This is a genomic window from Brevundimonas sp. ABV4_179, from assembly GCF_056311945.1.
The window spans coordinates 3,500,203-3,526,400 of the sequence record NZ_CM149976.1; the positions used below are offsets into that span (position 1 = coordinate 3,500,203).

Sequence of the window (26,198 nt, forward strand, 5' to 3'; positions counted from 1 at the left end):
GGGAGACGAGCCTGGAGCGTCTTCGTCGCGTCGGAAAAACAACTGTTCGACAACGATGCCGCAATAGGCCGCGCGAACGATGCTTTTGTGACGCTTGTAGGAACTGTTTTTGTCAGATGGCGGCCCGCCAGCCGCAACAGGATAGTAACGCGCGTTCTACTACTCTACGCGCGCAACCAGCAGGCTGGCCGCCGCCTTCAGGGCGTCTTCGTCAAGCGCCCGACCGCGCCCGCAGGCCAGCAGGGCCTCGGCCTTGACCCACAGGGCGAACCGGGTCGCCGCCAGACGGTTGAGGTCGAAATCGGCCGGCCAGACGCCTGTTCGCTTGTAGTAGGTGCCCCCGCCCTCCGGCCCGCGCAGCAGCATGGCCAGGTCGCGCAAGGACGGATCGCGCCGGGCCTCGATGCAAATGCTGGCGATCAGACGGGCGTATCGGACATAGAAGCCTTCCGCCTCGCGCCCGATGGCCACGGTCGGCGCCATGATGGCGGCCCAGCGATCCAGATCGACGCCGGCCGGATCGCCGTCCGGCGTATGGCCGGCCAAATGCCCCGGCATGTCGCGGAACACGCTGTGCCAGACCGCGTCCAGCACGAAATGGCGCATGTCCGGCCAGTGATAGGCGATGGTCGAGGTCGAGGTCGCGGCCACGGCGCTGACCGAGCGATTGGTGATGGCGGTGATGCCGCCGGCCAGAATCTGGTCCGCCGCGATGTCCAGCAGCTTGCGCCGCATGGCCTCCGGCTCGGCGTCCCCCGCGGGCGCCTGGGGCAGGACCATGGCGTCGCGATACCAAAAGGTCGCCGTAGGCGGACCATCGGCGAGGCCGAAGGCGCGGTCGATCATCGCCCCCAACCCCTCGGCGGCGACGACGCCATAGTCCGCCCGGCCGCGAAGCGCGCCCGCATAGTATTGTTCGAACGTCAGCCAGGCGACCAGGGGCTCCACGAACCCGTCCAACCGCGCATCGCGCGCCAGATGCCGACGCCAGGCGTCGCAGCGCATGGCGTGCCAGCGACCCACCATGTCACGCTGCTCCGGGGCCGGCTCGGCGTCCAGCAGCAGGGCCTCCCAGATGCGGGCGAACCCCGCGTCGTCCGCCACCCGATGCCCCAGATAGGTCTGGGCCAGGGCCAGCAGGCCGTCGCGCGCCAGCGGCAGACCCGCCACCGAGCCGAAGAAGGCGTCGTGAAAGGCCGCATCGCGCCGCAGCGCCTCCTCGCCCACGGCCTGGATCAGGCCGGACTTGGCCCCGAACAGATTGACGATGACGGTGGTGCTCTTGCCCACCGCCTGGGCCAGGTCGCGCAGCGTCAGGCTGTGCAGCCCCTCCGCCGAGGCCCGCTCGATGGCCGCGTCCAGAATGAGCGCGGCTTCGACGGCGCGACTGTGGCTCTGGCTGATCGACATGGGTCCTTAGGCCGAAGTGCGCGGAAAGGCGTCATGTCATGCGGGGTCGGGGCGTTGCGATCAAGCCTGCCGACGAAACAGTCCGACGACCACGACGGCCGAGGCGAAGCAGGCGGCGGCGGCGATGTACAGTCCCCGGACGTCGATGTCGGCGCGCTCCAGGATCAGGGCGGCGATGGGCGCCAGGGCCTGAGGCAGGGCCACCGCCAGATTGTTCAGCCCCATGTCGCGCCCCCGGTTCTCCCGCGAGGGCAAGGCGTCGGCCATCAGCCCCATCTCTACGGAGCCATAGGCGCCCTGGCCCAGACCATAGGCGGCGAAGGCGACCACGGCGACGATCCAGGACTGGGTCAGGGCCAGGACCAGGGTCGCGCCGCACAGAAGCGCAGCCCCCAGCAAGGCGACCGGCTGGCGGCGCCGGATGCGCCGACCGAACACCGCGACCAGTCCGGCGACGATCACGACCCCGCCGAAGCCGACGCCGGTCAGCAGGGCGTGGGCGCTTTCGGGCGTGCGGCCGGCCCACCCCACCGCATCGGTGATGAAGTAAAGCAGATAGACGCTGACCAGCGCATATCCCGTCGCGATCAGCAGCCGGCAGGTCCAGACGACGACGAAGTTGCGCGATCGGAACGGATCGAAGAACGCCCCGCCCTCGGCGGCCGGTTTGGGCGCCTCGCTCTGCGGACCCTCGGTCGAGGCCGGTTCGTCGAAGACGATCAGGAACAGGGCGGCGGCGGCCAGCAGAATGCCGCCCAGCAGCGCCAGCCGCCCCGGCTCGTGCTGCGGCCCCAGCGCCATCAGGCTGGACCCCAGGGCGACCGCCAGGGGGTAGGACAGGCCCATCAGGGCGGAGGCGGTGCTACGCAGGGCCAGCGGCACGCGCTCGGCGAACACCGCCGACAGCGGCGCCATCAGAACGTTGAACGCAAGCTGGAAACCGATGATGGCCCAGACGAAGTGACCCGGCGTCGCAGACCGCCAGATGCCGACATAGCTGAGCACCGTCAGCACGGCGCCCAGCGCGATCCAGGGCCGACGACGACCGAACCGAGAGCGGGTCCGATCGCTGATCGCGCCCATGGCGATATTGGCGACGGCGGCGGTGACGGCGCCCCAGACCATGGCCCGGCTGAGGATCTCCGTCTTGGCCCTGGCGTCCAGACCGGCGGCGTGCAGCGGGGCGACGATCTGGAACAGGGGCGCCAGGCCGATGAAGGCGGCCAGGAAAAGCACCAGATAGGCGGCCAGGACCAGGGGCGTGCGGCGGGTTTGGGAACGGCTGGAAACTTCGCCCTCCTCCATCGAACGGCCCTCGCCTCTATGGCACGAGGCCCGACGCGCTTGCTAGGGCGATCATGGCGCCCTGCGGCGTGAACGGCTGCAACATAATGCGATCAGCCCGCCTCTTGTGACAACGCTGTCAGATGCTAGAGTTTTTGCAAGGGGACGCTGGCGTGGATCGGCGTCGTTCGTGAAGAACACAGACCTTGAGGGAGGTTGGGGTGAGGAAGAGATTGACGGCCGGCGTCGCGGCGTTGGCCCTGGCGGCCGCCTTTGGCGCAGCGCACGCGGAACCGGAAGCGGCCGCCGTGCGCATGAGCCAGGTCGGGTTCGAAACCCAGGGTCCGAAGACGGCCACGGTCGAGGATCGGGCGACCCGGCCCCTGCCTTGGCGCGTCGTGGACCCGGCGGGCGCCACCGTGGCGCAAGGGACGTCCAAGGTCTTTGGCCAGGACGCCGCCTCGGGCCAGGTGGTGCACACGGTCGATTTCCAGTCGCTACAGACGGACGGCGACGGTTATCGGCTGATCGTCGGATCGCACGAGAGCCGCCCCTTCGCGATCCAGCAGCATCCCCACGCCCGGCTGAAATACGACGCCCTGGCCTATTTCTATCAGAACCGGGCTGGCGTGCCGATCCTGGCCGCCCATGTGGCGCGGCCCGACCTGGCCCGCGCGGCCGGGCACCCGCGCGAGGTCGCCGGCTGCTTCTCGGGCGCGGACCAGGCCGGGGTGGTCTGGCCGGGCTGCGACTATACGCTGGACGTCACCGGGGGTTGGTACGACGCGGGCGATCACGGCAAATATGTCGTCAACGGCGGGATTTCCGTCTGGATGTTGCTGAACGCCTATGAGCGGGCGATGGCGCGTAAAGGGCCGGGCGCGGACGCCTTCGCGGACGGCAAGGTCAGCATCCCGGAGGCCGGAAACGGCGTCAACGATCTGCTGGACGAGGCCCGCTACGAGATCGAGTTCCTGTTGAAGATGCAGATTCCGGACGGGGTGAAGCTGCGCGTGCCCGTCGGCGCCCAGACGCCGGGTCAGCCGCTGACCCTGACCGAGATCGACGCCGGCGGCATGGCGCATCACAAGGTCCACGACGCGCGCTGGACCGGCATCCCCCTGGCCCCCGCCGACGATCACGAGACACGCCTGCTGTATCCGCCCAGCACGGCGGCCACCCTGAACCTGGCGGCCGTCGGCGCCCAGTGCGCGCGCATCTGGCGCGAGATCGACCCCGCCTTCGCCCGACAGTGCCTGGCCGCCTCGCAGCGCGCCTTCCGCGCCGCCCTGCGAAATCGCGACGTTCGGGCTGGAGAGAATTTCGCCGGCGGCGGCGCCTATGGCGACAGCGACTTCTCAGACGAGTTCTACTGGGCGACGGCCGAGCTTTTGGCCACCACGCGCAATCCCGCCTATATGACGGCGCTGAAGACCTCGCCCTATTATCTCGGAGGCCCGACATCGGGCAAAAGCGCGACCGGCGATCCGGGCTATTCGTGGACGGCGGCCCTGGGCTCGCTGACTTTGGCCACCGTGCCGGACGTGCTGCCCGAGGAAGACCTGGTCAAGGTGCGCGCCAACATCGTGGCGGCGGCCCGGACCTATGTCGACGCCGGCTATGGCCAGGGCTACGGCCTGCCGGTCTCGGGCGAGAAATACGAGTGGGGTTCGAACGGCGCCCTGATGAGCCGGGCGGTCGTGCTGGGTTCGGCCTTCGACTACACCGGCGACTGGAACTTCCGAAACGCGGTGATCGCCTCGCTGGACTATGTGCTGGGGCGCAATCCGCTGGATCGGTCCTATGTGACGGGCTATGGCGACCGGCCGGTCCAGAATCCGCACCATCGGTTCTGGGCGCATCAGGCCAACCCGGCCTATCCCCTGCCCCCGGCCGGCGCCCTGTCGGGCGGGCCGAACAATCAGGCCATGATCGACGACGTGGCCAAGACCCTGGTCGGCAAATGCGCGGCCCAGACCTGCTGGGCCGACGACATCAACGCCTATGCGCTGAACGAGGTGGCCATCAACTGGAACGCGCCCCTGGTCTGGGTCGCCGCCTTCATCGACGATCGCTGAAGCGAAAGGCCCGCTGCGATCTCGCGGCGGGCCAATGCCTTTTCAGGTTTTGGACGCCGGAACGGCGCGGGCCGCCAGGTCATCTTCCGCCGCGTCCAGGCCGCCCAGATCACCGCGCTCGCGCGCCTTTCGCCCATAGACCCATTCGAACATCGGCGAAGCCATCAGGGTGGTGACGATGGCCATCAGCACCAGGATCGAGAACAGGGCCGGGCCGATCACGCCCCGCTGGAGGCCGATGTTGATGATGATCAGCTCCATCAGGCCGCGCGCATTCATCAGGGCGCCGATGCCCAGGGCGGTGGCGTTGTCCTGACCCGTCAGGCGGGCGGCGGCCCAGCAGGCGCCGCCCTTGGCCAGGATGGAGCCGATCAGGATGACGCCCGTCACCGCAACCAGCCCCAGATTGTCGACCAAGGTCAGCTGGGTGTTCAGGCCCGAGAAGGTGAAGAACATCGGCAGCAGCAACAGGACCACCAGCGGCTCCAATTGACGCCGTACGTCCTGGGCCAACACGCCCCGCGGCATGACGACGCCCAGAATGAAGCCGCCGAAAACCGCGTGAACCCCGACCGCGTCCATGGCCCAGGCGCTGGCCATGAACAGGATCACGACGACGCCCAGCAGGGTCGGCCCCACCCGCCCCTCGCGCTCGGCCATCCGCCCCAGGGGCGCCAGCAGCCTGGGGCCCAGGGTCAGCATGAACAGGGCGAAGGCGCCGCCGCCGCAAATCGCCGCGATCGCCACCATCGGGCCGGCCCCGAAACTGGCCAGGACGACGGCCAGAACGCACCAGGCGCCCGCGTCATCTATGGCGCCGGCCGCCAGCGACAGCGACCCCAGACGGGTGCCGCTGAGACCCCGCTCATGGATGATGCGCGCCAGCATGGGAAAGGCGGTGATGGAGATGGCCGCGCCCATGAACAGCATGGCCTGCCATGGGGCGACGCCCTCGCCGAACAGACCCATGGAGACCAGCCACGGCGCGATTGCGACGGCGGCCATGAAGGGGGCGGCCATGCCCGCCAGGGAGACGGCCGCCGCGCTTTTGGCGTTGGCCTGGAAATGATCGCGCCGGAAGCCCAGGCCGACCAGGAACATATAGAGGCCGACGCCCAACTGGCCGCCGACGAACAGGATCGAGCGCGAGTCCTTGGGGAAAAGGGCCGCCTGCAGATCGGGCGACAGCAGGCCCAGCAACGACGGTCCCAGGATGACGCCGGCGATCATCTCGCCCACCACCTGGGGCTGGCCCAGGTAACGCTTGGCCAGCCAGCCCACGATCCGGCAGGCGGCGACGATGATCGCCATCTGCAGGAAGAAGGCGACGCTCAGCTCAGCGTTCGTCATCGTCCACCCCTCCCCCCGAAGGACGCTTATCGCGTCGTCGGGCAGACCGTATCACCCTCATTGGAGGCCAGGCGGATATTCTCCACCGTCACCGCGAAGGCGCCGTTGGAACGCAGACCCCAGGGCTGTTCGACCGCCGCCAGATTGGCACCGGCGTCGCGCAGGCACGACAGACGGACCTTGAGCGTCCGCCATTCGCCAAGCGGCGCAGCCTTGAACAGGCTGGTGAGGTCCACCTGTCCGTCGCCCAGCGCCAGTTGCACGGGGCCGACAGGCGCGGCGTCGACGCGATAGCGGAAGGCGATGGCCATCTCTCCGTTGGACTGACGGGTCAAATCGACAGGCTGGGCCACGATCATCGCCATGCCGCCGGCCGGCGAGAAGGCCAGGGCGCGCGCCGATTCCTGGCCGGCGCCGTCGGTGGAGCGCACGGAGACGCCGCCGCGCGGGCTGGCCCCGGCCTTCTCGGCGCCCAGTCGGAAATCGCCGCCCGCGTCGCGCAACATCAGCGACCAGGGGGCCACGAAGCGGCCATCGACGAAGTAGCGGTCCAGGCTGCTGCCCGTGCTGACCACGCCGCTGTCCTCGGACAGGGCGCCGACGCGGGCGGGACGGGCGTAGGTCAGGCCGTAGCCATAGGCGAACTGGGGGTCATAGCCCGGCTGGCCCACGTTCAGCGGCTCGCCCTTGGCGGTCTTGGGCCAGCTGAAGGACAGGGTTCCGTGGAAATCGTTGCGCGGCTTGCCGGCCGCATCGCCGATCAGCACGTCGGCGACGCCCGCACCTTCCGTGCCCGGCAGCCAGGCGGCGACGAAGGCGTCGGAGGCGTTGATCTCGGGGTTGGTCCACATCGGACGACCCGACAGGAAGACCGAGACGGTCGGAATGCCCGCCGCCTTCAGGCGCTTCAGCGTCTCCAGCGGCTCGGTGGGCAGGAAGTCCAGCGTGTCCACGTCGCCCTGGAACTCGGCATAGGGGGTCTCGCCGAAGACGACGATGGCGACGTCGGGCTTCTGGGTGAAGGACCCGTCGGCGCTGAGGGTCGCCTGGCCGCCGCCTGCGGTCACCGCCTCGCGGATGCCGCTCCAGATCGACTGGCCGTTGGGGAAATCGGCGTTGGTGTTGCCCGTGCCCTGCCACGTCAGGGTCCAGCCGCCCGAGGCCTGGCCGATGTCGTCGGCATGGCCCGCCACCAGCACCCGCGCGCCCGCACGGATCGGCAGGACCGAGCCCTCGTTCTTCAGCAGAACCAGCGACTTGCGCACCGCCTCGCGGGCCAGGGCGCGGTGAGCGGGCGAGCCCAGTTCGTTCAGATGCCCCTCGACCGGGCGGCTGTCGTTGAACAGGCCGGTCTTGACCTTGACCCGCAGGATGCGGCGCACCGCCTCGTCCAGCCGGGCCATCGGAATCTCGCCCGACTTCACCTGGGCCAGGGTCGAGGCGTAGAGCGGCTTCCAGCTGTCGGGCGCCATGAACATGTCGATGCCGGCGTTGAAGGCCAGGGCGCAGCTTTCGTTCGAACAGCCGGGCAGCTGGCCGTGTGCGTTCCAGTCCGACACCACAAAGCCGTCGAAGCCCAGGGGGCCGCGCAGCACGTCCGTCAGAATGGTTTGATTGCCGGAATGTTTGACGCCGTTCCAGCTGGAGAAGCTGGCCATGATCGACAGAACGCCCGCGTCGATGGCCTGAGGATAGCCGGACAGATGGGTGCGGATCATCTCTTCTTCGGAGCCGGCGTAGTCGCCCTGGTCCTTGCCGCCCGTAGTGCCGCCGTCGGCCAAGAAGTGTTTGGCCGAGCCGGCGATATGGCCGGCCGTCAGCGGATGATCGGCCGACAACGTCCCCTGCAGGCCCAGGGTCATCGGACCGGCGTAGCTTTGCGCCACCTCAGGGTTCTCGGCATAGCCTTCGTAGGCGCGGCCCCAGCGGTCGTCGCGGGGCACGGCCAGGGTCGGGCCGAAGGTCCAGTCGGCGCCGGTCACCGCCACTTCCAGCGCGGTCGCCACGCCGATGCGGCGGATCAGGTCGGGATCGCGCGCGGCGCCCAGGCCGATGTTGTGCGGAAAGATGGTGGCGCCGACGATGTTGTTGTGCCCGTGCACGGCGTCGATGCCGTAGATCAGCGGAACCTTGGCGCCCGGCCGCTGGGCCGCCGCCGCGCGGAAGGCCTGGGCCAGTTCAACCCATTTGTCGGCCGAGGCGCGCTCGTCCCCGCCGGGCGAAGAGTTGCCGCCCGCCAGGATCGACCCCAGCGGATAGGTCAGCAGATCCTCGGGCTTGATCGAGCCGATGTCGGCCTGAATCGTCTGGCCGACCTTCTCCTCCAGCGTCATCCGGCTCATCAGTTCGGTGACGAAGGCCTCCGTCGCCCGATCCGTCATCGCCGCCGGCGACGCCGCATGGGGCCAAAGCCCGGGATGGGCCCGCGCCGCATCCGTCACGATCGACGCTTCGGCCGTCACCGCCTGAACCGGGACAGGACGAGAGGGCAAGGCGACCGCGCAGGCGCTCGACATCAAGGTGATCACCAAGGCGGTGGCGGTCTTTCGCATGGATGAGGCCCGATCCTTACGGCCCTCGCACCGCCCAAGCCAACCCCGGCGGCGCGCATTCAGGCCAATGCTGACGTCCGATAAACAATGGACGATCCGACTGTGCCAAACCAATGACAGCGCTGTCAAGAAAAAGGCGGAGCGAGGATCTCAGCGCGGACGTTCCGCCGTCGATTGGCGGGCGATCAGGTCGTGACCGACGATGACCCGGGCGTTCGGGTCGCCCGCCAGAAGGCGGCGCAGCGGGGGAATCAACCGCTGGGCGGCGGCGGCGGCCATCTCCGCCACCGGCTGACGAATGGTGGTCAGATCGGGGGTGCTGAACCCGGCGCCCGGCGAATCGTCGAAGCCGGCGACAGACAGGTCGGCCGGAACGGACAGGCCCAGACGCGCCGCGCCATGCAGCACCCCCAGGGCGGTGTCGTCGTTGCTGGCGAAGACGGCTGTGATCTCGGGCGCCGCCTCGTGCAGCCGCTCAATGGCCACGGTTCCCGACCTGAAGGTGAAGTCGCCCTCCACCACCCAGTTCGCCTGAACCTCCAGCCCGGCCTCGGCCATGGCGTCGCGATAGCCGGCCAGGCGACGGCGGCTGGCCCCATAGGCGATGGGCCCGGTGACGAAGCCGATCCGGTCGTGACCCAGAGCGATCAGATGGGCGGTCATCTCGCGCGCCGCGCGCCGCTCGTCCATCTCGACGCAATACCCCCGGTCGAAAGCGGCCTCCGGCCCGATCCGGGCGTAAGGCGTGCCGGCGGCGTCCAGCACATCCATGACCATGGCGTTGTCCGAATTCGGCGGGGTCAGGATGACGCCCTCGGGCCGGATCGAATTCAGCAGGGCCATCAGGTCCCGTTCCAGGTCCGCCGAGTTGTGATCCACCAGTTCGACCATCAGATGATAATCGACCTGACGCGCCTCCATCAGGGCGCCGAACTCCAACCGCCCCAGATAGTCGCTTCCCCGGCCGCTCTTCCAGTGTTCGATCGTCAGGTCGGCGTCGACCAGGACGGCGATCAGGGACGAGGAGGCGCCCGCCAGACTGCGCGCCGACAGACTGCGCCGATAGCCAAGCGCGGTGGCGGCCTCCTCCACCTTGGCCCGCAGCGAGGGACTGACATTGGGCTCGTTGTTCAGAACGCGCGACACAGACTTGATGGAGACGCCGGCCCTGGCCGCCACGTCATAGATCGTCACCGTCGCCAAATTCCGCCCCCGAACAGCATCCGCTGCCGTCGTTCTTAGCACCTAAGACGGGAATAGCGATGTCGCGCGAACGCATATTCTTCGCCGATTGTCCTGCGCTGTCATGGGCCGATTTCATCTGATACGAAGTCGCATGGACACGATCAAAGATCAGGGCTCGATTAAACGGGTCGTCATTCTCGGCGGCGGCACGGCGGGGTGGATGACCGCGGCCGCCCTCTCGCATCGGCTGGCGGGGCGGGGCGTCGAAATCGAACTGATCGAGTCCGACGCCATCGGCATCGTGGGCGTGGGCGAGGCCACCCTGCCCCATATACGCGCCTTCAACACCGCCATGGGCATCAACGAACAGACCCTGATCGAACGCACCCAGGCGACGTTCAAACTGGGCATCCAGTTCGTCGATTGGGGACGGCCCGGCGAGGCCTACATCCACCCCTTCGGCGCCTATGGCGAGCCGATCGAGGGGATCGACTTCCACCAGGTCTGGGCCGCGCGCCGGGCGGGCGGCGACCCGACGCCCCTGGACGACTACAGCTATCCGGTGCGGGCGGCGGAGGCCTGCCGGTTCCAGCGTCCGACGTCGGACGCCGGATCGCCTCTGTCCACCTTCTCCTACGCCTTCCAGTTCGACGCCAGCCTCTACGCCGCCTTCCTGCGCGAGGTGTCGTGCGGGCGCGGCGTGGTCCGCACCGAAGGCAAGGTTGTCCAGCATCATCTGGACGCCGAGACCGGCCATGTCACGGCCCTGACCCTGGAAGGCGGACGGCGCATCGCAGGCGACCTGTTCGTCGACTGTTCGGGCTTTCGCGGGCGGCTGATCGCCGAGGCCCTGAACGCGGGTTTCGAGGACTGGAGCCATTGGCTGCCCTGCGACAGCGCCTTCGCCGTGCCGTGCCAGACAGCGGCGCCCGTCGGCCCCTATACGCGGGCGACGGCGCGTCACGCCGGCTGGCAATGGCGGATCCCGCTTCAGCACAGGACCGGGAACGGGCTGGTCTTCTCCTCGGCCCACCTTTCGGACGAGGTGGCGCAACAGACCCTGATGTCCAATCTGGAGGGGCCGGCGCTGGCGGAGCCGCGTCGCCTGTCGTTCCGCACCGGGCGGCGAAGCAGGCTGTGGGACCGCAACGTCGTCGCCATCGGCCTGTCGGGCGGGTTCCTGGAGCCGCTGGAATCGACCAGCATCTATCTGATCCAATTGGGCGTCACGACCCTGCTCGACCTGTTCCCGGATCAGGCGGGGATGGCGGACGATGCACGCGAATACAATGCGATCATGGCGCTGGAGTTCGACCGTATTCGCGACTTCCTAGTCTTGCACTATGTCGCCAACCAGCGCGACGAGCCGTTTTGGCGCGCGATGCGCGAGATGGCCTGGCCGGACAGTTTGTCGGCCAAGGTCGAGGCCTTCGTGTCGCGCGGCCTGCTGCCCGACTATGATGTCGGGGTCTTCCATCCGCCCAGTTGGCTGGCCGTGCTGATAGGCCAGAACATCGTGCCCCAGGGCTGGGACCCGCGCGTGGACCGTCTGGATGCGGCCAGGCTTTCCGCCAAGCTGACCGGAATGCGCGACGCGGTTCGGAGCGCGGTGGACCGGACACCGGATCATATGGGCTTCATTCAGGCCATGGGTCAGCCCAGGCGAGGGGCGGTCTGATGGCGACGAAGACCTGGAAGATTCAGGGCGACGGATTGGCCGCCTGGGCGGCGGCCGCCCTGCTGGCCCGCGCCCTGCCGGATGGCCATGTGGTGACGATCGAGGAAGGCCCTGAACCGGAGGCCCAGGAGTTGCAGCCCGTTCTGGTGGAGCCGGACGGCCTGCTCCTGCAGTTGGCCGACGGGGGCGACGACCTGATGGTTCAGGCCCACGGCGGCTTCTGCCTGGGCGTCGTGCTGCGCGACTGGCGCCAAGAGCGCGATGTAGCGGTGGTGGAGCAGGAGCCCCTGCCCGCCCTCGACGGGGTCGCCGTTCAGGACGTGGTGTTGCGCGCCGCGCAAAGGTCGCCGGGCGGGCATGACTACGCCGCCTTGCTGGAGCCGCTTCAGTTTCAGGCGCGGGTCATGTCGGCGGGCAGATACGCCCACCCCAGCCTCGACCGGCAGTCGCCGCGTTCCCTGCTAAGACCCCGACTGCTGCTGGACCGTGCGGTCCTGACGACGCTTTTGAAGTCGGCGGCCCTGCGGGACGGCGCCCGGCGCGTGTCGGCGGAGGAGGTCGACGGCTCGACGCCCTTCATGACCCTCGACACCCGCGCAGCCGCCTTTCAGGACGCCGACGACTGGCGCGACCGGCTCGGCCATGATCGCCGGCTGACGGTCCGGTATCGCGGCGGCGAGCAACCGCCCTATGTCGCCGTTCGGGCGTTGACCGAAGGCCTGCTGACCCTGACGCCGCTGCGCGGGGCCGGCGTGGCCAGCCTCTGCTACGCCGAGCAACAGACATCGCCGGATCAGGCCAGGGGAAGCCTGCTGGGCGCCCTTGGCGACGTAGAGATCGTCGACCTGTCCGATGCCGCCGCCCGCCCCGGCTTCCTTCGGACGCCCTGGCTCGGCGACAGACTGGCGCTGGGGCCGGCGGCCGCTCGCTTCGGCCCAGCCCTGGGTCTGGACGACATCGTTCTCGGCCAGCAGTTGAAAACGCTGGCCGCCTGCCTGCCCGGCGCGACGGACCAGATTCCGGCCTGCGCCGCGGCCTATACGACGGCGATCATGAGGGACCTCGGCTGCCGCGCCGACCGCCTGAATCTGATCCTGCGTCAGGGCCCGCGAGGCGCGGCGTTGGCGCCATTCGGGCCGGATCTGGAACGGCGGGTTGGCCAGTTTCTGTCGCGCAACGGCGCCGTCCGGCTGGACGGCGATCCCTATGACGCCCAGCACTGGGCGATGCTGATGGCGGGTCTGGGCCTGGCGCCCCGCCGCCATGACGTGCAGGTCGACCGGCTGGACCTGTCGGCCGCCCTCGGCGCGCTAGGACGAATGGTCATGGCCTTCGACCAGACTCTGGCGGCCCTGCCGACGCACGACACGGTCATGACCGACCTGTACGGCGCGGGCTGATCCATAAAAAAGGGGCGTCGATCAGTGATCGACGCCCCAGGCCTTCGGCTCAGAGAAGGTCTTAGAAGGTGTAGCGCAGGCTCAGCGTCACGCGGCGGTCGCTGCGGAAGTAGGAGCGCGGGGCCAGCGGGCCGGCCTGGTTTACGCCGTTGAGCGGGTAGGAGGTCTGCTGTTCCGTGACCGTGACCTCGTCCAGCAGGTTCGCGCCGTACAGACCGATCTTCCAGTTGTCGTTCAGGGTGTAGAAGATGGACCCGTCCAACTGCCCCGTCGAGGCGTTGAAGATCGGCGAGAAGGGGTTCACCTCGTCGCGCGGCGTCAACAGGAAGCCGTTGCGCCAGTTGTAGGCCAGCCGCGCCGACAGACGATCCCGCTCATAGAAGACCGAGAAGTTGTAGGTGTGGCGCGACAGTTGCTGCAGCGGCAACTCCAGCCCCACGTAGCGAGGCTCGTTCACCTCATTGGGGAAGGTCGAGGGCTCGACGAAGGTGTAGTTGGCCTCAATCCCCAGGCCGCTGAGCAGACCCGGCAGGAAGCTGTAGGTCTGCTGATAGCCGACCTCGAAGCCCCTGATCCAGCCAGAGCCGATATTGACCTGCTGATTAACTTGGACGTCGGTCGTGACGCCCTGAGCGTTGCTGAACTGCTGAACATTCGAGCCGCTGGCCAGGATGTCCGTCAGGTCCTTGTAGAAGGCGTTGAAGGTCAGCGAACTGCCGGGCTTGAAATACCACTCCACACCCAGATCATAGTTCCAGGCGCGAACGCCCGTCAGCTGCGAACCGCCGGTGAAGGTGGTCAGCAAGGGCGCCGTGTTGACGTCGCCGCCATTCGCGCGAATCTGGTTCATGTCGGTGTAGAACAGCGTCGCCGAGAAAGCTGTGACACCGAAGTCCGGGCGAGTCATGGCGCGCGACACCGCGCCCCGGAAGACCCATTCCTTGTACTTCAGGTTCAGGTTCAGACTGGGAAGCCAATCATCGTAGCTGTTGCTGCGCTCGACTTCCTGGTTGCTGCCGTCGCTGAAGGCGATCAGCTGGTTCAGGCGCGTGTCGGACAGCAGGCAGTATCCCGGCGCCGACTGACCCGGCTGGATCAGGCTGCAGCGATAGCGAGCGATGGCCGCCGCATTGTTCTGCGTCACCGGAATGTTCTGGCCTGGGAAGCGCGGATCGTTCTGGTTGGCGTCGCCGAAGTTCAGCCCGACATTGGGGCTGGCCACGAAGCCGATCGTCTGGAACTCGGTCTTGGCGTAGCGCAGGCCGAGATTGCCGGTCAGGGCCGTGTCGGGTCCGAAGATGTCGTCGCGACCGAAGTCGAATCTGACGTAGGCCGAGGTGGTCTGCTCGTTCGAGTTGTTGATTTCGCCCGGAAGGAAGCGGGTGCCGGCGATGGCGCCGGGACGCTTGTCCAGCGGCACCCATGTCGAACCCGAGCTGCGGACGCCTTCCAGAGCGGTCTGCAACGTTCCATCGCGATAGGCCGAGGCCAGACCGATGGTCGGATAATAGCCGTTGATCGGCGAGGGGTTGTGCCCGCGCTGGAAGTTGGGGAAGTCGAACTGTTCGACAGCCAGAGGGCCAGTGGTCTGGAAGGGCGAGACGCCGCCGGCCCAGCTTTCGGAAATCGCACCCCAGTTGTAGGCGCTGTAGCGGCGCGTCTGTTCGCGATCCGAATAGCGGGCGCCCATGCGGATGGCGCGCAGGAAGGAGTTGTCGAAGTCGTATTTCAGGTCGGCCTTGAACGCCTTCTGGTCGCCCTCGGACTGTTCGACGTGATCCATGGCGGCGCGGTAGTAGAAGTTGGCCGGATCGTTGGTCAGGGCAGAGGGCTGGCCTGAGGCGTCGACGAACTGAATGTCCGGCACGCCGTGACGGCCTTCGCCGATCAGGGTGTAGACCGGCGTGATCGCGCCGTAGACGCTCATGTCCACGTCGTCGGCCGAGGCCTTGCTGTACTGGGCGTCCAGCCAGATCGACAGACGGTCGGTGGGATGAAACTCCGCCGCCAGCGAGAAGTCTTCCGTCAGGGTCTGGAGATCGCGCTCGCGCTTGGGCGCCACCTGCAGGTTCGGGGCGTTGTTGACCAGAAGCCCGCTGGTGAAGACGCCGTTGGAGCCATAGGTGAACGGATTTCCGGCGGTCGGGGTGGGATCGCCGCCGCTGCCCAGATCGACCTCGATCACACGCTCGGTCCAGCCGGAACGCGAGTCGGCGCGGATGTATTCGCCGGTCAGCTTGGCGCGACCGTCATTGGATTCCCACTGCAGCGAGCCGTCCAGGGTCGAGCGCGAGCGGTCGAACTGCTGGGTCCGCACGGCGCCGCCGCGCGGGACATAGCGGCGGTCCTCGCCGTTCGACAGGTCGGGGCGATAGACGAAGTCCGTCAGGTGGGTGCCGTAGGCTTCGGAATAGAGGTCGGATTCGCCATAGCTCAACAGGGCGCCGAACGCGCCGTGCTGGGTGTCCCAGACGTTGCTGACCAGGGCCGAATAGCCCAGGCCCGCCTTTTCGCGCAGATCGCCGTAAGAGCCCTCGGCCGTGGCGCCGAAGACGAACTTGCGGCTGTCGAAGGGCTTGCGGGTGCGCAGATCGACCACGCCGGCGATGCCGCCTTCGATGCGGTCGGCCGTGGCGTTCTTGAAGACCTGAACGCTGGACAGCAGTTCGGGCGAGACGTCGTTGAAGCCCAGGGCGCGACCCGTGTTGACGCTGAAGGCGTCACGGCCGTTGAATTCGGAGCGGACGTAGGACAGGCCGCGAATGATGACGTTGGAGCCTTCGACCGAGAAGTGGTCGGGATCGGTCGGCCCTTGGAAGCGGTTGATGTTCACGCCCGGGATGCGCTGCAGCACCTCGTTGACGGACTTGTCCGGCAGGGCGCCGATGTCGTCGGCGGTCACGGCGTCGACGAAGGTGTCGGAATCACGCTTGATCGCCTGGGACGAGGCGATGCGCGCGCGGATGCCGGTGACGACGATATCGTCGACCTGGGCCGCGTCGTCCGTGGCCGGCGCAGTCGTCTGCGGGGCCGTCGTCGACTGGGCATGAGCGGCGGTCGCGCCGACGACAGCGACCGTCAAGGCCAGGGCGGATACGGAACGGCGCAGGCCGCGCGCGGCGGGCGCACGTCCGGAATGGAAGAGCTCTGACTTCATCTTGGTTTCCCCCGAGGTCCGACGGTGCTGCCCGTCGCAAGAATTTCGGCAGCCTTATCGACCGTCCGCAGACTGTATGGACTACCGATTGACAGCGATGTCAACGTTTGGCGGCGGTCTTGGTCGGGTTTTTCTTCGGCGTGGCGGAATCGGCGCGTGCTGTCAGCGCGGCTGTCAGGCGTGAGGTCTCATCGTCGCCGCGAGGGCGTCTGCGTGGGACGGCAGGGCGTCAGCGGTGCGCCATATGCTGTCGCGGATCGCCGCCAGCCGCGCCCGGTTTTCATCGCGGCCGAGAACGTCCGAGATCGGGTGACGCCCGCGCGGCGCCAGGCCCTGGCCCACCGCCACCGCCAGCCAGCTGGATTCGGAGAAGATGTCGTGGTCGCGCCTGACGATCCGCCCCGTCTGCTCGAACAGGGCGATCTTGTCGGCCAGCCGGTCCGGGATGGGCATGGCGCGCACCTGCGCCCAGAACGGCCCGTCGCGCTGCGTGACCTTATAGTGCAGGATCAGGAAGTCCCGGACGGTGACGAATTCCTCCTCCATCAGAGCGTTGAACTCGCGCCTCAGGCCCTCGTCGGTCGTCTGCGACGGGAACAGAGTGATCAGCTTGGTGATGGCGCTCTGGATCAGATGGATGCTGGTCGATTCCAGAGGCTCCAGGAAGCCGCTGGACAGGCCGACCGCCACGCAGTTGCGCTTCCAGCATTCGCGGCGACGCCCGGTGGCGAACCGCAGGCGACGCGGCTGGGCCAGCGGCGGCCCTTCCAGCCGCGCCATCAGCGCGTCCTCCGCATCCTGATGCGACAGATGGCTGGACGAATAGACATAGCCTTTGCCGACGCGGTGCTGCAGCGGGATGCGCCACTGCCATCCCGCCTCGCGCGCGGTGGAGCGGGTGTAGGGCGACAGCGGCTCGACCCGCTCGCACGGGACTGCGACCGCGCTGTCGCAGGGCAGCCAGGCGGACCAGTCATCGTAGCCGGCCTTCAAGGTCTTTTCGATCAGCAGGCCGATGAAGCCGGTGCAGTCGATGAAGAAGTCGCCCGCCACCAGGCGACCGTCCTCCAGCACCACGCCCGAGACGTCGCCGGCCTGGCTCTGCTGAACCTCGACCACCCGCCCCTCGCATCGCACGACGCCCCGCGCCTCGGCGTAGCGACGCAGGAAGCCGGCATAGAGGGCGGCGTCGAAATGGTAGGCGTAGCCCAGGCTGGACAGGGGCGACTGCGGCCCGCCCTGCGGATGGACGAAGCGCCCCCGCCGCGCGGCCTGCCATGCCATCGAATAGGTTTCGAGCGGATCAGCCTGACCCTCGGCGCAGGCCTTCAGCCAGAAGTGATGAAAGGCGACGCCCTCCATATCCACCCCGAAGGCGCCGAACGGATGAAAGTAGCGCTCGCCCTCGCGACGCCAGCCGTCGAACTCGATCCCCAGCTTGAAGGTGGCCTTGGTCTCACGCAGGAAATCCGCCTCGTCGATACCGAGCCGCGCGTTGAACTTCAGGATCTCGGGGATCGTCGCCTCGCCCACGCCGATGATGCCGATGGCCTCGGATTCGACCAGCGTCACCGACTTTCCGGCGCCCTCGAACACATGGGCGAGCGCCGCCGCCGCCATCCAGCCGGCGGTCCCTCCACCGACAATGACGATGCGATCGATGGCCTGTGACGACTGCATCAACGCAATCCCCCCTGCGGTGCGGTGGACAAGCTGCAGGGCGGTGTCGGGACAACCTGACAACGACCACGCAAGTCATTGATCTGCCCTGCTTGCGCATCGTCATGCAAGTTTGAAGCAAGCTTAGCTTGTCATTCCAACCCATGCGACGCCGTCGGCCCCAGTTTTAGGGAATGTATCCGGTGAGTGCGCCCGCCGCGTGCGGGAAAATCCCGCCGGATCGCCGCGCATCATTTTGGTTACGGCCCGCCGCTGCGCCGGCGAGGTGGTCTGGATCGGCACATTGACGGACGTCCGATCCACTTTCGGCGCTATCTGGCCGGGACGACGGCCCCTCCATAGGTCCGGCTGATGTAGTCCTTGATCGTCTGGCTGGTCAGGGCGGCGGCCAAGGCCCTGATGCGCGGGTCGTCGCGATTATCGGCGCGTGTGACGAGGTAGTTCACATACGGGCTGTCGCCGCCTTCCAGCGCGAGAGCGTCGCTGCGCGGATTCAGACGAGCGTCGAGCGCATAGTTTGTGTTGATCACCGCCAGATCGACCTGATCCAGCACGCGCGGCAGGGTGGCGGCCTCCAGTTCGCGGAAGCGGAAGCCGCGCGGATTCCCCGCAATGTCGGCGACCGTCTGCACCGGATCGGCGGCCTTCTTCAAGGTGATGAGGCCGGCGGTCTGCAACAGCAGGAGCGAGCGGCCGGTGTTGGAGGCGTCGTTCGGCAGGGCGATCTCGGCGCCGTTCGGCAGGGCGGCAAGAGCCTTGTACTTGCGGGAATAGGCGCCCAGCGGCTCGACATGGACGCCGGCGACAGTGACCAGGGATGTACCCCGCCCGGCGTTGAACTCGTCCAGATAGGGCTTGGTCTGGAAATAGTTGGCGTCCAGACGCTTCTCGGCCAGTTGGGTGTTAGGCTGAACATAGTCGTTGAAGACGATGATCTGCAGATCGATCCCCTCCGCAGCCAGGATCGGCTTCACCTGTTCAAGGATTTCTGCGTGAGGCACGGCGGTCGCGCCGACCTTCAGCGACCCTTCACTCTGCTGCGCCTGACGGCCGCAGGCGGCCAGGGCGAGAACGAGGGCGGAAGCGAGAAACGCGCGACGCAGCATGGAGAGAACCTTCGACTTAACGGTGGGAGACCCTAGCCACCCAGAGGTCGCCGAGCACTTGCAGAATTTGTACGATCACGAGCAGCAGAACTACGGTCACCGCCATGACGTCGGTTTGGAACCTCTGATAACCGAACCGGATGGCCAGGTCGCCCAGACCGCCCGCCCCCACCACTCCGGCCATGGCCGTATAGCCGACCAGGGCGATGGCGGTGACGGTGGCGCCGGCGATCAGCCCCGGCAGGGCTTCAGGCAGCAGGACACGCCGCACGATCTGCCAGGTCGAGCCGCCCATGGCCTGGGTCGCCTCGATCATGCCGCGCTCGACTTCGCGCAGGGCCGTCTCAACCAGGCGCGCATAGAAGGGCGCCGCCCCAACGACCAGCGGCGGAATGGCGCCGGCCACGCCCAGGGACGTGCCGACCAGCAGCACGGTCACCGGCAGCATGACGATCAGAAGGATGATGAAGGGAACCGAGCGCAGCACATTGACCACGAAGGACAGCAGGGCATGGCCGAGGCGGTTCTCGAGGATACGCCCGCGTCCCGTCGCATAAAGCGCCACGCCCAGCGGCAGGCCCAGGATGACGGTGATGACGAGGGAGGCGAAGAGCATCAGCAGGGTGTCGCTCGCGGCCTCGCCCACGATGGTCCAGTCGATGTTTGATCCGAACATCAGGATACGACCTCCACTTCGACGCCGTCCGCCCGCAGTCGGGCGAGAGCCGTCTGCGGATCGCCGCCCACCAACGAAATCTCGAGTTGGCCATACGGCTGGTCGCGGAACCGACCGATGCGGCCAGCCAGGATGGCGTGATCGACGCCGGTTTCGCGCGAAACCCGGCTCAACACCGGTTCAAAAGTCCGCGCGCCCCGGAACACAAGGCGAGCCACCAAGCCGCCAACCGGAGGCGGGGTCGCCGCATGGCTCTCGCCCTCGGCCAACAGGCTTCGTGTGGCGGCCGTCCGCGGGTTCAGGAAGACATCGGCGGTCGCACCGGTCTCGACGATCCGCCCCGCCTCCATCACCGCCACCCGGTCGCAGACCCGGCGCACCACCTCCATCTCGTGGGTGATCAACACCATGGTCAGGCCCAGATCGCGGTTCAGTTGGTCCAGCAGGGACAGGATGTCTTCGGTCGTCTCGGGATCGAGCGCGCTGGTCGCCTCGTCGCACAGCAGGATGGACGGTTCGCAGGCCAGGGCGCGAGCGATGCCGACCCTCTGCTTTTGACCGCCGGACAACTGCGCCGGATGTTTGCGAGCGTGTTCGGACAGGCCCAGCCGCTCCATCAACTCGTCGACCCGTCTCGCGGTCTCCGCGCGAGAACGCCCCTCCAGCGTAAGAGGCAGGGCGATGTTGTCACGGATGGTGCGGCTGTGCAGCAGGTTGAAATGCTGAAAGATCATGCCGATCCGGCGACGCGCGGCGCGCAGCGCGGCAGGCTTCAGTCCCATCAGGTCGCGATCATCCACCCAGACCCGACCGGCGTCGGGTCGTTCCAGCAGATTGATGGTCCGCACAAGGGTCGATTTGCCGGCCCCGGACCGACCGACGACGCCGAACACCTCGCCCGCCCCCACGGTCAGATCGACGGCGTCCAGAGCCGTTCGCTCTCCGACGGCGCTGCGGAAGCGCCGGGTGACGCCTTCAAGTTGGATCATGGATCGGTCTGACATTGGGGCGTTCTAGTGCGATGCGGCGGGATAAGAGGCAAGGACAATGCGCCTGACGCAAGGCGCTGGCATCGATCAGCGAGGCTATTCCCGCTCGACAGACGTCGGCCGCGACACGCGCCGGACCCTGTCGGTGAGCACCACGAGGATTCGGCTCGCCGTGGTCTTGAACCAGAACGGAAAGACCGCATGAAGAACACAGGCCAGACCCGCCAGCACCATGGGACCGCCGATCGAGACCGCGACCTTGAAGTGCTGCAAATAGGTCTCGCCACGCTCGGCCGGGTGACGGAGGAAGAGCGACAGCAGACGGGCCCTCATAGTTCGTCCGCCACCACGGCGTCGGCGCGGGCCTCTGCGCGCAACCAGCCGATAAAAGCCTGAGCTTCGGAGCGCAGGACGCCCCGTCGCGTGACCAGCCGATAGGCCATGTCTGTCGCCAGATAGCCGTCGGCGAATGGCACCACGAGCCGACCAGACGCCAGATCCTCGGCCACGAAGGCGCGCGGCGCCAGGGCCAGCCCACGCCCGCGCGCGGCGTCCTCGATGGCGAAGGCCGTCTGATCGAAGCGCGGGCCGGCCGCGGCGTCGATGATCCGGTCCAGCCGCCGCGACTTCAGCCAGGCCGCCCAATCCGGCCGCGGCTCCTCCAGCGTTCCTTGTCCGACATGGATCAGCGTATGGTTGGCCAAATCAGCGGGACCGCGCAGGGTCCCCAGCAGAGCGGGACTGCAGACCGGAATCACCCCGGCTTCAATGAGAACTTCGCTTCGCACGCCCGCATAGTCGCCCCGTCCGTAGCGCACGGCGACGTCGGCGCGTCCCCCGGCGATGTCGGCCAGTTTCATGTCCGCCGAGATCCAGATTTCGATCTCTGGGTGTTCGGCCGAGAACCGCGCCATGCGCGGCACCAGCCAGCGCACGGCGAAGGACGGCGGCACGCTGACCGCCAAGGACTGCCGCTGCATCGGCCCATAGACCACATCCGCCGCGCGCTTCAGATGTTCGAAGGCGTCGCGCAAGTCCGGCAGAAGCCGCTCGCCCAGATCGGTCAGGGCGAGCCCCCCGGCCTCGCGACGGATAAGGGGCGCGCCCGCGTGATCCTCGAGCAAACGGACCTGCTGGCTGACGGCCCCCGGCGTAACACCCAATTCCTGAGCGGCCAGCGATACGCTGGACAGCCTGGCCACCGCCTCGAAGGCTTTCAGCGCATTCAGCGGCGGCAGACGCCGGGTGTCGGACGCCGGGTTCATGACACGCTCGATGGCGCCGACACGGTGCGCGCGGGGAGCGGGAAAAGAAAGGGGTTCGCCATGGACGAACCTGTAGAAAAACTACGACCGAATGAGAAGTCTCTAAGCGCTTCCGATCCGACAAAGACCTGGAGTGAAGATCAGCTATCAGCGACAGACCCCTGAAATCAAAAAGACCGCGCCCCGGGATAAAAGGGCGCGGCCTAGTGCGAGAATGTGCGGCTGCGAGGCGCCCACGCCCCCGTCATAGCGCCCGGCCGTCCGTCGTCCATCGCAGAACGATTGCCGCGCCGCCCAGAATTTCTATTCAGAGAAGGGCGCGTCTTGCCCGCCCCAATCGTTCGGCGGCTTCATCCAGCACGGCGTCGCCCTTGGCGAAACACAAGCGCGCCACGGTGCGGGTCACGGGCTCATTCTCGAAAGCGGACAACGGAATGGCCGCGACGCCGAACTCCTCGACGATCCGCCGACAGAAGGCCGTGTCGTCGAGCGCCAGCCCTGACGCCGCCAGGTCCAGACACAGGAAATAGGTGCCCTCGCTGGGCGTGACGACATAGCCCTCGGCTGTCAGGGCCGCCGAAAGCCGGTCGCGCGACCGTCCCAGGCCGGCCCGCATGTCCTCGAACCACGACCGGGGCCAGGTCAGGCCCGCCGCCACGGCGGTCTGAAGATTGGGCGGGGTGGAGAAGGTCAAAAACTGGTGCGCCTTGGCCAAGGGCGCGATCAGGTCGGGCGAACCGCAAGCGAATCCGACCTTCCATCCGGTCAGGCCGAACATCTTGCCTGCCGAGCCAATCTTGACGACCCGGTCCGCCATACCGGGCGCGGCGAGCAGCGGCCGATGAAGCCGCCCGTCGAAGACGACATGCTCCCACACCTCATCGCTGACGACGACCAGATCCCGCCGCACGCAGACGCGGGCCAGGGCCGCGATCTCCTCGGCGTCGAAAACCCGCGCGGCCGGGTTCAGCGGGTTGTTGACAAGCACCATTCGCGTGCGAGGCCCCACCGCCGCCTCCAGCGCGGCCTCGGTCAACCGCCACGCCGGCGGCTGCAGCGTCACGGCCCGCACCACTCCGCCCGCCCGCACGATCAGGGGGCGATAGGCGTCATAGGCCGGCTCCAAGATGATCACCTCGTCGCCGGGCCGGACATTGGCCAGCAAAGTCGCGGCCAGGGCCTCGGTGGCGCCCGAGGTTATGACCACACCGTCCAACGCCAAGTCCACGCCCTGCAGGCGCCGATAATGCTCGACGACAGCCTCGCGCAAAATTGGATCGCCGCGCGACGGCGGATACTGGTTCGACCCGTTCAGCACCGCTTCGGCTGCAAGGCGCCGCAGCGCCTCGGGTCCGGGCGCGTCCGGAAACCCCTGCCCCAGATTGATCGCCCCGTGTTGGCGGGCAAGCCCCGACATGGTCTCGAAGACGGTGACCGGCATGCCGGCGAAGACGGGATGAGCGCTCATGACGTCACCCAAGCCTGTCGTGGACGGGGTGACAAGTCCGGCCCGTCGAAGCAAAGCGACGCTTTAGGTTTCCTGCCGGCCGCTTCAGTCGATCTGGATTGCGAGGCGACCGCCGCGTGCGCCTGATGCCGGGGTGGATACGTCACAGGAGCCCCTCATGTCCGCCAAGCCTTTCGGCCCGTCCCCTCGTTCCAGCGGCGCCGTGTCGTTCGACCGTGTGCGCGTCGCCGTGGCCTGCGCGCCGCGTGGCGGTTGGACGATCCATAAGCCCCGGCGAATCGAGACGACAACCCGCCCGGCCCCATAGACGGTCCGGGCGGCGCGCCTCACCGCCGCTCGGCGGGGGTCAGATAGTTGGACAGGAACAGGGCGTTGATCAGAAGACGCTCGGTGCCCAACCAGTATTTGCGATGAGCCGGATCGTCGGCGAACAGCACGACATTGCCCCGCCCGGCGCGCACCGTCTGGGCCCAGACCGACCCAGCGACTGCGCGGCGCAGACCCTCGGCCAGATAGCCGTTCACGCGCGGCTGATCGTCGATGCGCACGACGTTGGCGAAGGGATCATCGACCGGCCGCAAGACGACGTCCGTCTCCTTGTTCACCACCAGCGACCGGCCGGTCAGACCGAAGGCCAGCGGATGGGTCACGTCCACATCGGCCGACAGGGCGTTGCCGGACGTGCGTTGCTCCGACAGATAGTCGCGCCGATCGGCGAAGCTGAGACGGTCGGCCGGGGTCGCGGCCGCCGGGTCGCCCGCTTCTGGCTTCGGCCCCGTCTTGACCAGTCCCTTGTCGACAGCCCAGGCCGAGGCCGAGCCGTAGGTCACCAGCGACCCGCCACCCTCGACCCAGGCCTTGAGAGCGGCGATGCGCCGATCGCTCCAGTCGTCATAGGAACCGCCGGCCAGGACGATGCTCGTATAATCGTCAAGCGGGACCCCGCCGATCTGCGACGGGTCCAGGCGGGTCGCCGGCCAGGCCAGGCGTTCGCTGAGCGCAAACCAGGTCGAGCCGATCTCGGTCGCATTCACACCCTGCCCCATGATCAAGGCGATCTTCGGCGTGCGAATGCGGCGCACGCTGTCGCTGCCCAGATCGACACCCGAAAGGCTCTGGCCGGTCGCCAGGCTCCAGGCGTCGACGCCGGCCTGACGCGACGCCGCATCGACCAGAGACCTCAGGGTCGCGGCGTCCTTTTCCTGACCTGTCGTGGTCACCACCAGGCTGCCGCGCTCGAAGGTCGTCTCGCCTTCGGCCGTGCGCGCGGTGAAGGGCTGAAAGGCGGCGCGCACCGACACCCCCTGTCGCAGCAGGGCCGACAGGACGGCGGGCGCGTTCAGGTCGCGCCAGTCGATGGCGTAGGCATAGGCCGCCTCCGCCCCTTTCACCCCGCCGACGTGGCGCGGGATCGCCGCGACCTGTTCGCCCAGGGCTGGCGCCCGGCGCGCCCGTCCGACCGCCAGACCATAGGCGTCGGCGATGCCGTAAGAGGTGCTGCCGTAGACGCCGCCCTTCACCTCCGGCGTCGGCTCGAAGATCGAATGGATCAGGCGAAACTGCGGCTGGGCCGAAGGCACGACATAGGCGCTGTCGGGCCGGAAGGTGCGGCCATCCAGGTTCACCGCCGAGGCCAGACGATAGACTCGAATCCGGTGCCGCTGCAGCAGCTCCAGCGTCTGCGCGGTAAGCCCAGGATTGGCGGGATCGCCGAAGACGAAGGCCGCGTGGTCGTGCCTGCGCCCCTGCTCCACCGCCGAGCGGAAGAAGTCGCGTTGAAGGTTGCGCAGATAGTCGCGCTGCTCGACCGCGCCGCGGATGGTGGCCAGGCCGACGGCGGTCTGGTTGCGGATGGTGAAGCGGAACTCCAGCGGGCCGTTGTCGGTGTCCTGCACCAGGCCGCGCGAACTGGCCTGCTCGACCGTGACCCCGACCCCGCCATGGAAGTCGGGGTAGGTCGAACCGTACACCGGGGAGAAATTGTCGAAATTCTCCTTGGTGTAATAGAGCGACCCCAGCCGATCCAGCGCCTGGGCGTGATACCGGGCCAACACCACATTGGCCTCATACGACGCGCGGGGCAGCAGAGGGCTTTCCATGCTGGCCGGCGAGGGCTCGAAATAATAGGTGCTGCCGGCGCCCATCTCGTGAAAGTCGATCTGGACGTTGGGCAGCCACTGGTGGAACACCTCCAGCTTGGCCGCCGTCTCACGCTGGGTGACCGCCAGCCAGTCGCGGTTCAGATCGGTGAAATAGTGGTTGGTCCGGCCTGCCGGGAACGGCTCGACATGCTCCTTGTCGGCGGGGTCGCTGACCGGCGGATTGCTGGCCCAGGCATTGTGCCAGTTGGCGGCGCGGTCGCGACCATCCGGGTTCTGCACCGGATCGATCAGGATGACGGCCTTGTCGAGCCAATCCCGCGTCTCCGCACTTCGCCCCGCAACCAGATAATAGGCCGTAAGCAGCGCCGCCTCCCCGCTGGAGGTCTCGTTGCCGTGGACGCCGTAATAGAGGCCGACCACCACCGGCGCAGTCGCATCCGGCGCCGCTGAGGGATCCGCCAGACGCGCGTGCGCGGCCTTCAGGGTCTCGATCCGGGCCTGATTGGCCTCCGAGGTGACAATAACCTCCAACAGCGGCCGATCCTCATAGGACCGACCAATCTCGCGCACCGTGATCCGGTCGGACAGGCGGTCGAGTTCGCGCAGATACTCGACCACCCGGTCGTGCCGCGTATAGCGCGAGCCGATTGGATAGCCGAGAAACTGCTCCGGGCTGGGGATGGCGGGATCCAGATCCGCAGAAGAGACGGCCGGGAAGTAATAGTCGGACTGGGCCAGGACCGGCGCCGGAACAGCAGACAGGACGACACTGGCCAGAACCACCGAGGCGACGCCGCCCATCAGGGCTTTCAACATGA

The 26,198-nt window shown here is 67.7% G+C and carries 17 protein-coding genes; 3 read left to right on the forward strand and 14 right to left on the reverse strand.

Annotated elements, in window-relative coordinates:
- Positions 1-159: 159 nt before the first annotated feature.
- Positions 160-1,410 carry a TetR/AcrR family transcriptional regulator gene (locus tag ACYX4P_RS17245; protein WP_248118503.1) on the reverse strand — a complete coding sequence of 417 codons (1,251 nt, stop codon included), beginning with the start codon at positions 1,408-1,410 and terminating at the stop codon, positions 160-162.
- 60 nt (positions 1,411-1,470) lie between these two features.
- Positions 1,471-2,715: an MFS transporter gene (locus ACYX4P_RS17250; RefSeq protein WP_248118505.1), complete on the reverse strand. Its 1,245-nt coding sequence runs from the start codon at positions 2,713-2,715 to the stop codon at positions 1,471-1,473.
- A 200-nt stretch (positions 2,716-2,915) separates the two neighbouring features.
- On the opposite strand from ACYX4P_RS17250, the gene ACYX4P_RS17255 reads away from it, so the two are divergent.
- A complete protein-coding gene (locus tag ACYX4P_RS17255; RefSeq protein ID WP_248118507.1) occupies positions 2,916-4,772 on the forward strand; it encodes a glycoside hydrolase family 9 protein in 1,857 nt (618 codons plus the stop codon).
- A gap of 42 nt (positions 4,773-4,814) precedes the next feature.
- On the opposite strand, the gene ACYX4P_RS17260 is transcribed toward ACYX4P_RS17255, so the two are convergent.
- The 3 genes from ACYX4P_RS17260 to ACYX4P_RS17270 all read right to left on the reverse strand — a co-directional run bounded on the left by ACYX4P_RS17260 (position 4,815) and on the right by ACYX4P_RS17270 (position 9,877).
- Positions 4,815-6,122: a cation:proton antiporter gene (locus tag ACYX4P_RS17260; RefSeq protein WP_248118509.1), complete on the reverse strand. Its 1,308-nt coding sequence runs from the start codon at positions 6,120-6,122 to the stop codon at positions 4,815-4,817.
- Between the two features lie 26 nt (positions 6,123-6,148).
- Positions 6,149-8,674 (reverse strand): glycoside hydrolase family 3 protein, encoded by a 2,526-nt coding sequence (locus tag ACYX4P_RS17265; protein WP_248118511.1) that lies wholly within the window; start codon positions 8,672-8,674, stop codon positions 6,149-6,151.
- 150 nt (positions 8,675-8,824) lie between these two features.
- Complete coding sequence (locus tag ACYX4P_RS17270; protein WP_282438848.1) at positions 8,825-9,877, reverse strand: LacI family DNA-binding transcriptional regulator; 1,053 nt, start codon at positions 9,875-9,877, stop codon at positions 8,825-8,827.
- Between the two features lie 133 nt (positions 9,878-10,010).
- On the opposite strand from ACYX4P_RS17270, the gene ACYX4P_RS17275 reads away from it, so the two are divergent.
- Together ACYX4P_RS17275 and ACYX4P_RS17280 are read left to right on the forward strand one after the other, a co-directional pair.
- Positions 10,011-11,537 (forward strand): tryptophan halogenase family protein, encoded by a 1,527-nt coding sequence (locus ACYX4P_RS17275; RefSeq protein ID WP_248118515.1) that lies wholly within the window; start codon positions 10,011-10,013, stop codon positions 11,535-11,537.
- On the forward strand, positions 11,537-12,937 hold the full coding sequence (locus ACYX4P_RS17280; protein WP_292049141.1) for a tryptophan 7-halogenase: 1,401 nt from the start codon (positions 11,537-11,539) through the stop codon (positions 12,935-12,937). The genes ACYX4P_RS17275 and ACYX4P_RS17280 overlap by 1 nt, the downstream gene beginning before the upstream one ends.
- A 61-nt stretch (positions 12,938-12,998) precedes the next feature.
- Here the strand turns inward: ACYX4P_RS17280 and ACYX4P_RS17285 are convergent, their stop codons facing one another.
- From ACYX4P_RS17285 to ACYX4P_RS17325, 9 genes are all read right to left on the reverse strand, one after another.
- Positions 12,999-16,094 (reverse strand): TonB-dependent receptor, encoded by a 3,096-nt coding sequence (locus ACYX4P_RS17285; protein WP_248118519.1) that lies wholly within the window; start codon positions 16,092-16,094, stop codon positions 12,999-13,001.
- Positions 16,095-16,268: 174 nt separating this feature from the next.
- Positions 16,269-17,774 (reverse strand): tryptophan halogenase family protein, encoded by a 1,506-nt coding sequence (locus ACYX4P_RS17290; protein ID WP_248118521.1) that lies wholly within the window; start codon positions 17,772-17,774, stop codon positions 16,269-16,271.
- Between the two features lie 311 nt (positions 17,775-18,085).
- Positions 18,086-18,880: a MetQ/NlpA family ABC transporter substrate-binding protein gene (locus ACYX4P_RS17295; RefSeq protein ID WP_248118522.1), complete on the reverse strand. Its 795-nt coding sequence runs from the start codon at positions 18,878-18,880 to the stop codon at positions 18,086-18,088.
- 16 nt (positions 18,881-18,896) lie between these two features.
- Positions 18,897-19,556, reverse strand: coding sequence for a methionine ABC transporter permease (locus tag ACYX4P_RS17300; protein WP_248118525.1), 660 nt, complete (start codon positions 19,554-19,556; stop codon positions 18,897-18,899).
- Complete coding sequence (locus ACYX4P_RS17305) at positions 19,556-20,545, reverse strand: methionine ABC transporter ATP-binding protein (RefSeq protein WP_248118527.1); 990 nt, start codon at positions 20,543-20,545, stop codon at positions 19,556-19,558. The genes ACYX4P_RS17300 and ACYX4P_RS17305 overlap by 1 nt, the downstream gene beginning before the upstream one ends.
- Positions 20,546-20,641: 96 nt before the next feature.
- On the reverse strand, positions 20,642-20,878 hold the full coding sequence (locus ACYX4P_RS17310; RefSeq protein ID WP_248118529.1) for a DUF6356 family protein: 237 nt from the start codon (positions 20,876-20,878) through the stop codon (positions 20,642-20,644).
- Positions 20,875-21,810 carry a LysR substrate-binding domain-containing protein gene (locus ACYX4P_RS17315; protein ID WP_248118531.1) on the reverse strand — a complete coding sequence of 312 codons (936 nt, stop codon included), beginning with the start codon at positions 21,808-21,810 and terminating at the stop codon, positions 20,875-20,877. Before ACYX4P_RS17315 ends, ACYX4P_RS17310 begins: the two co-directional genes overlap by 4 nt.
- 307 nt (positions 21,811-22,117) lie before the next feature.
- A complete protein-coding gene (locus tag ACYX4P_RS17320; protein WP_248118532.1) occupies positions 22,118-23,278 on the reverse strand; it encodes an aminotransferase in 1,161 nt (386 codons plus the stop codon).
- 326 nt (positions 23,279-23,604) lie between these two features.
- Positions 23,605-26,196 (reverse strand): M14 family zinc carboxypeptidase, encoded by a 2,592-nt coding sequence (locus ACYX4P_RS17325; protein ID WP_248118535.1) that lies wholly within the window; start codon positions 26,194-26,196, stop codon positions 23,605-23,607.
- Between the last annotated feature and the right edge of the window lie 2 nt (positions 26,197-26,198).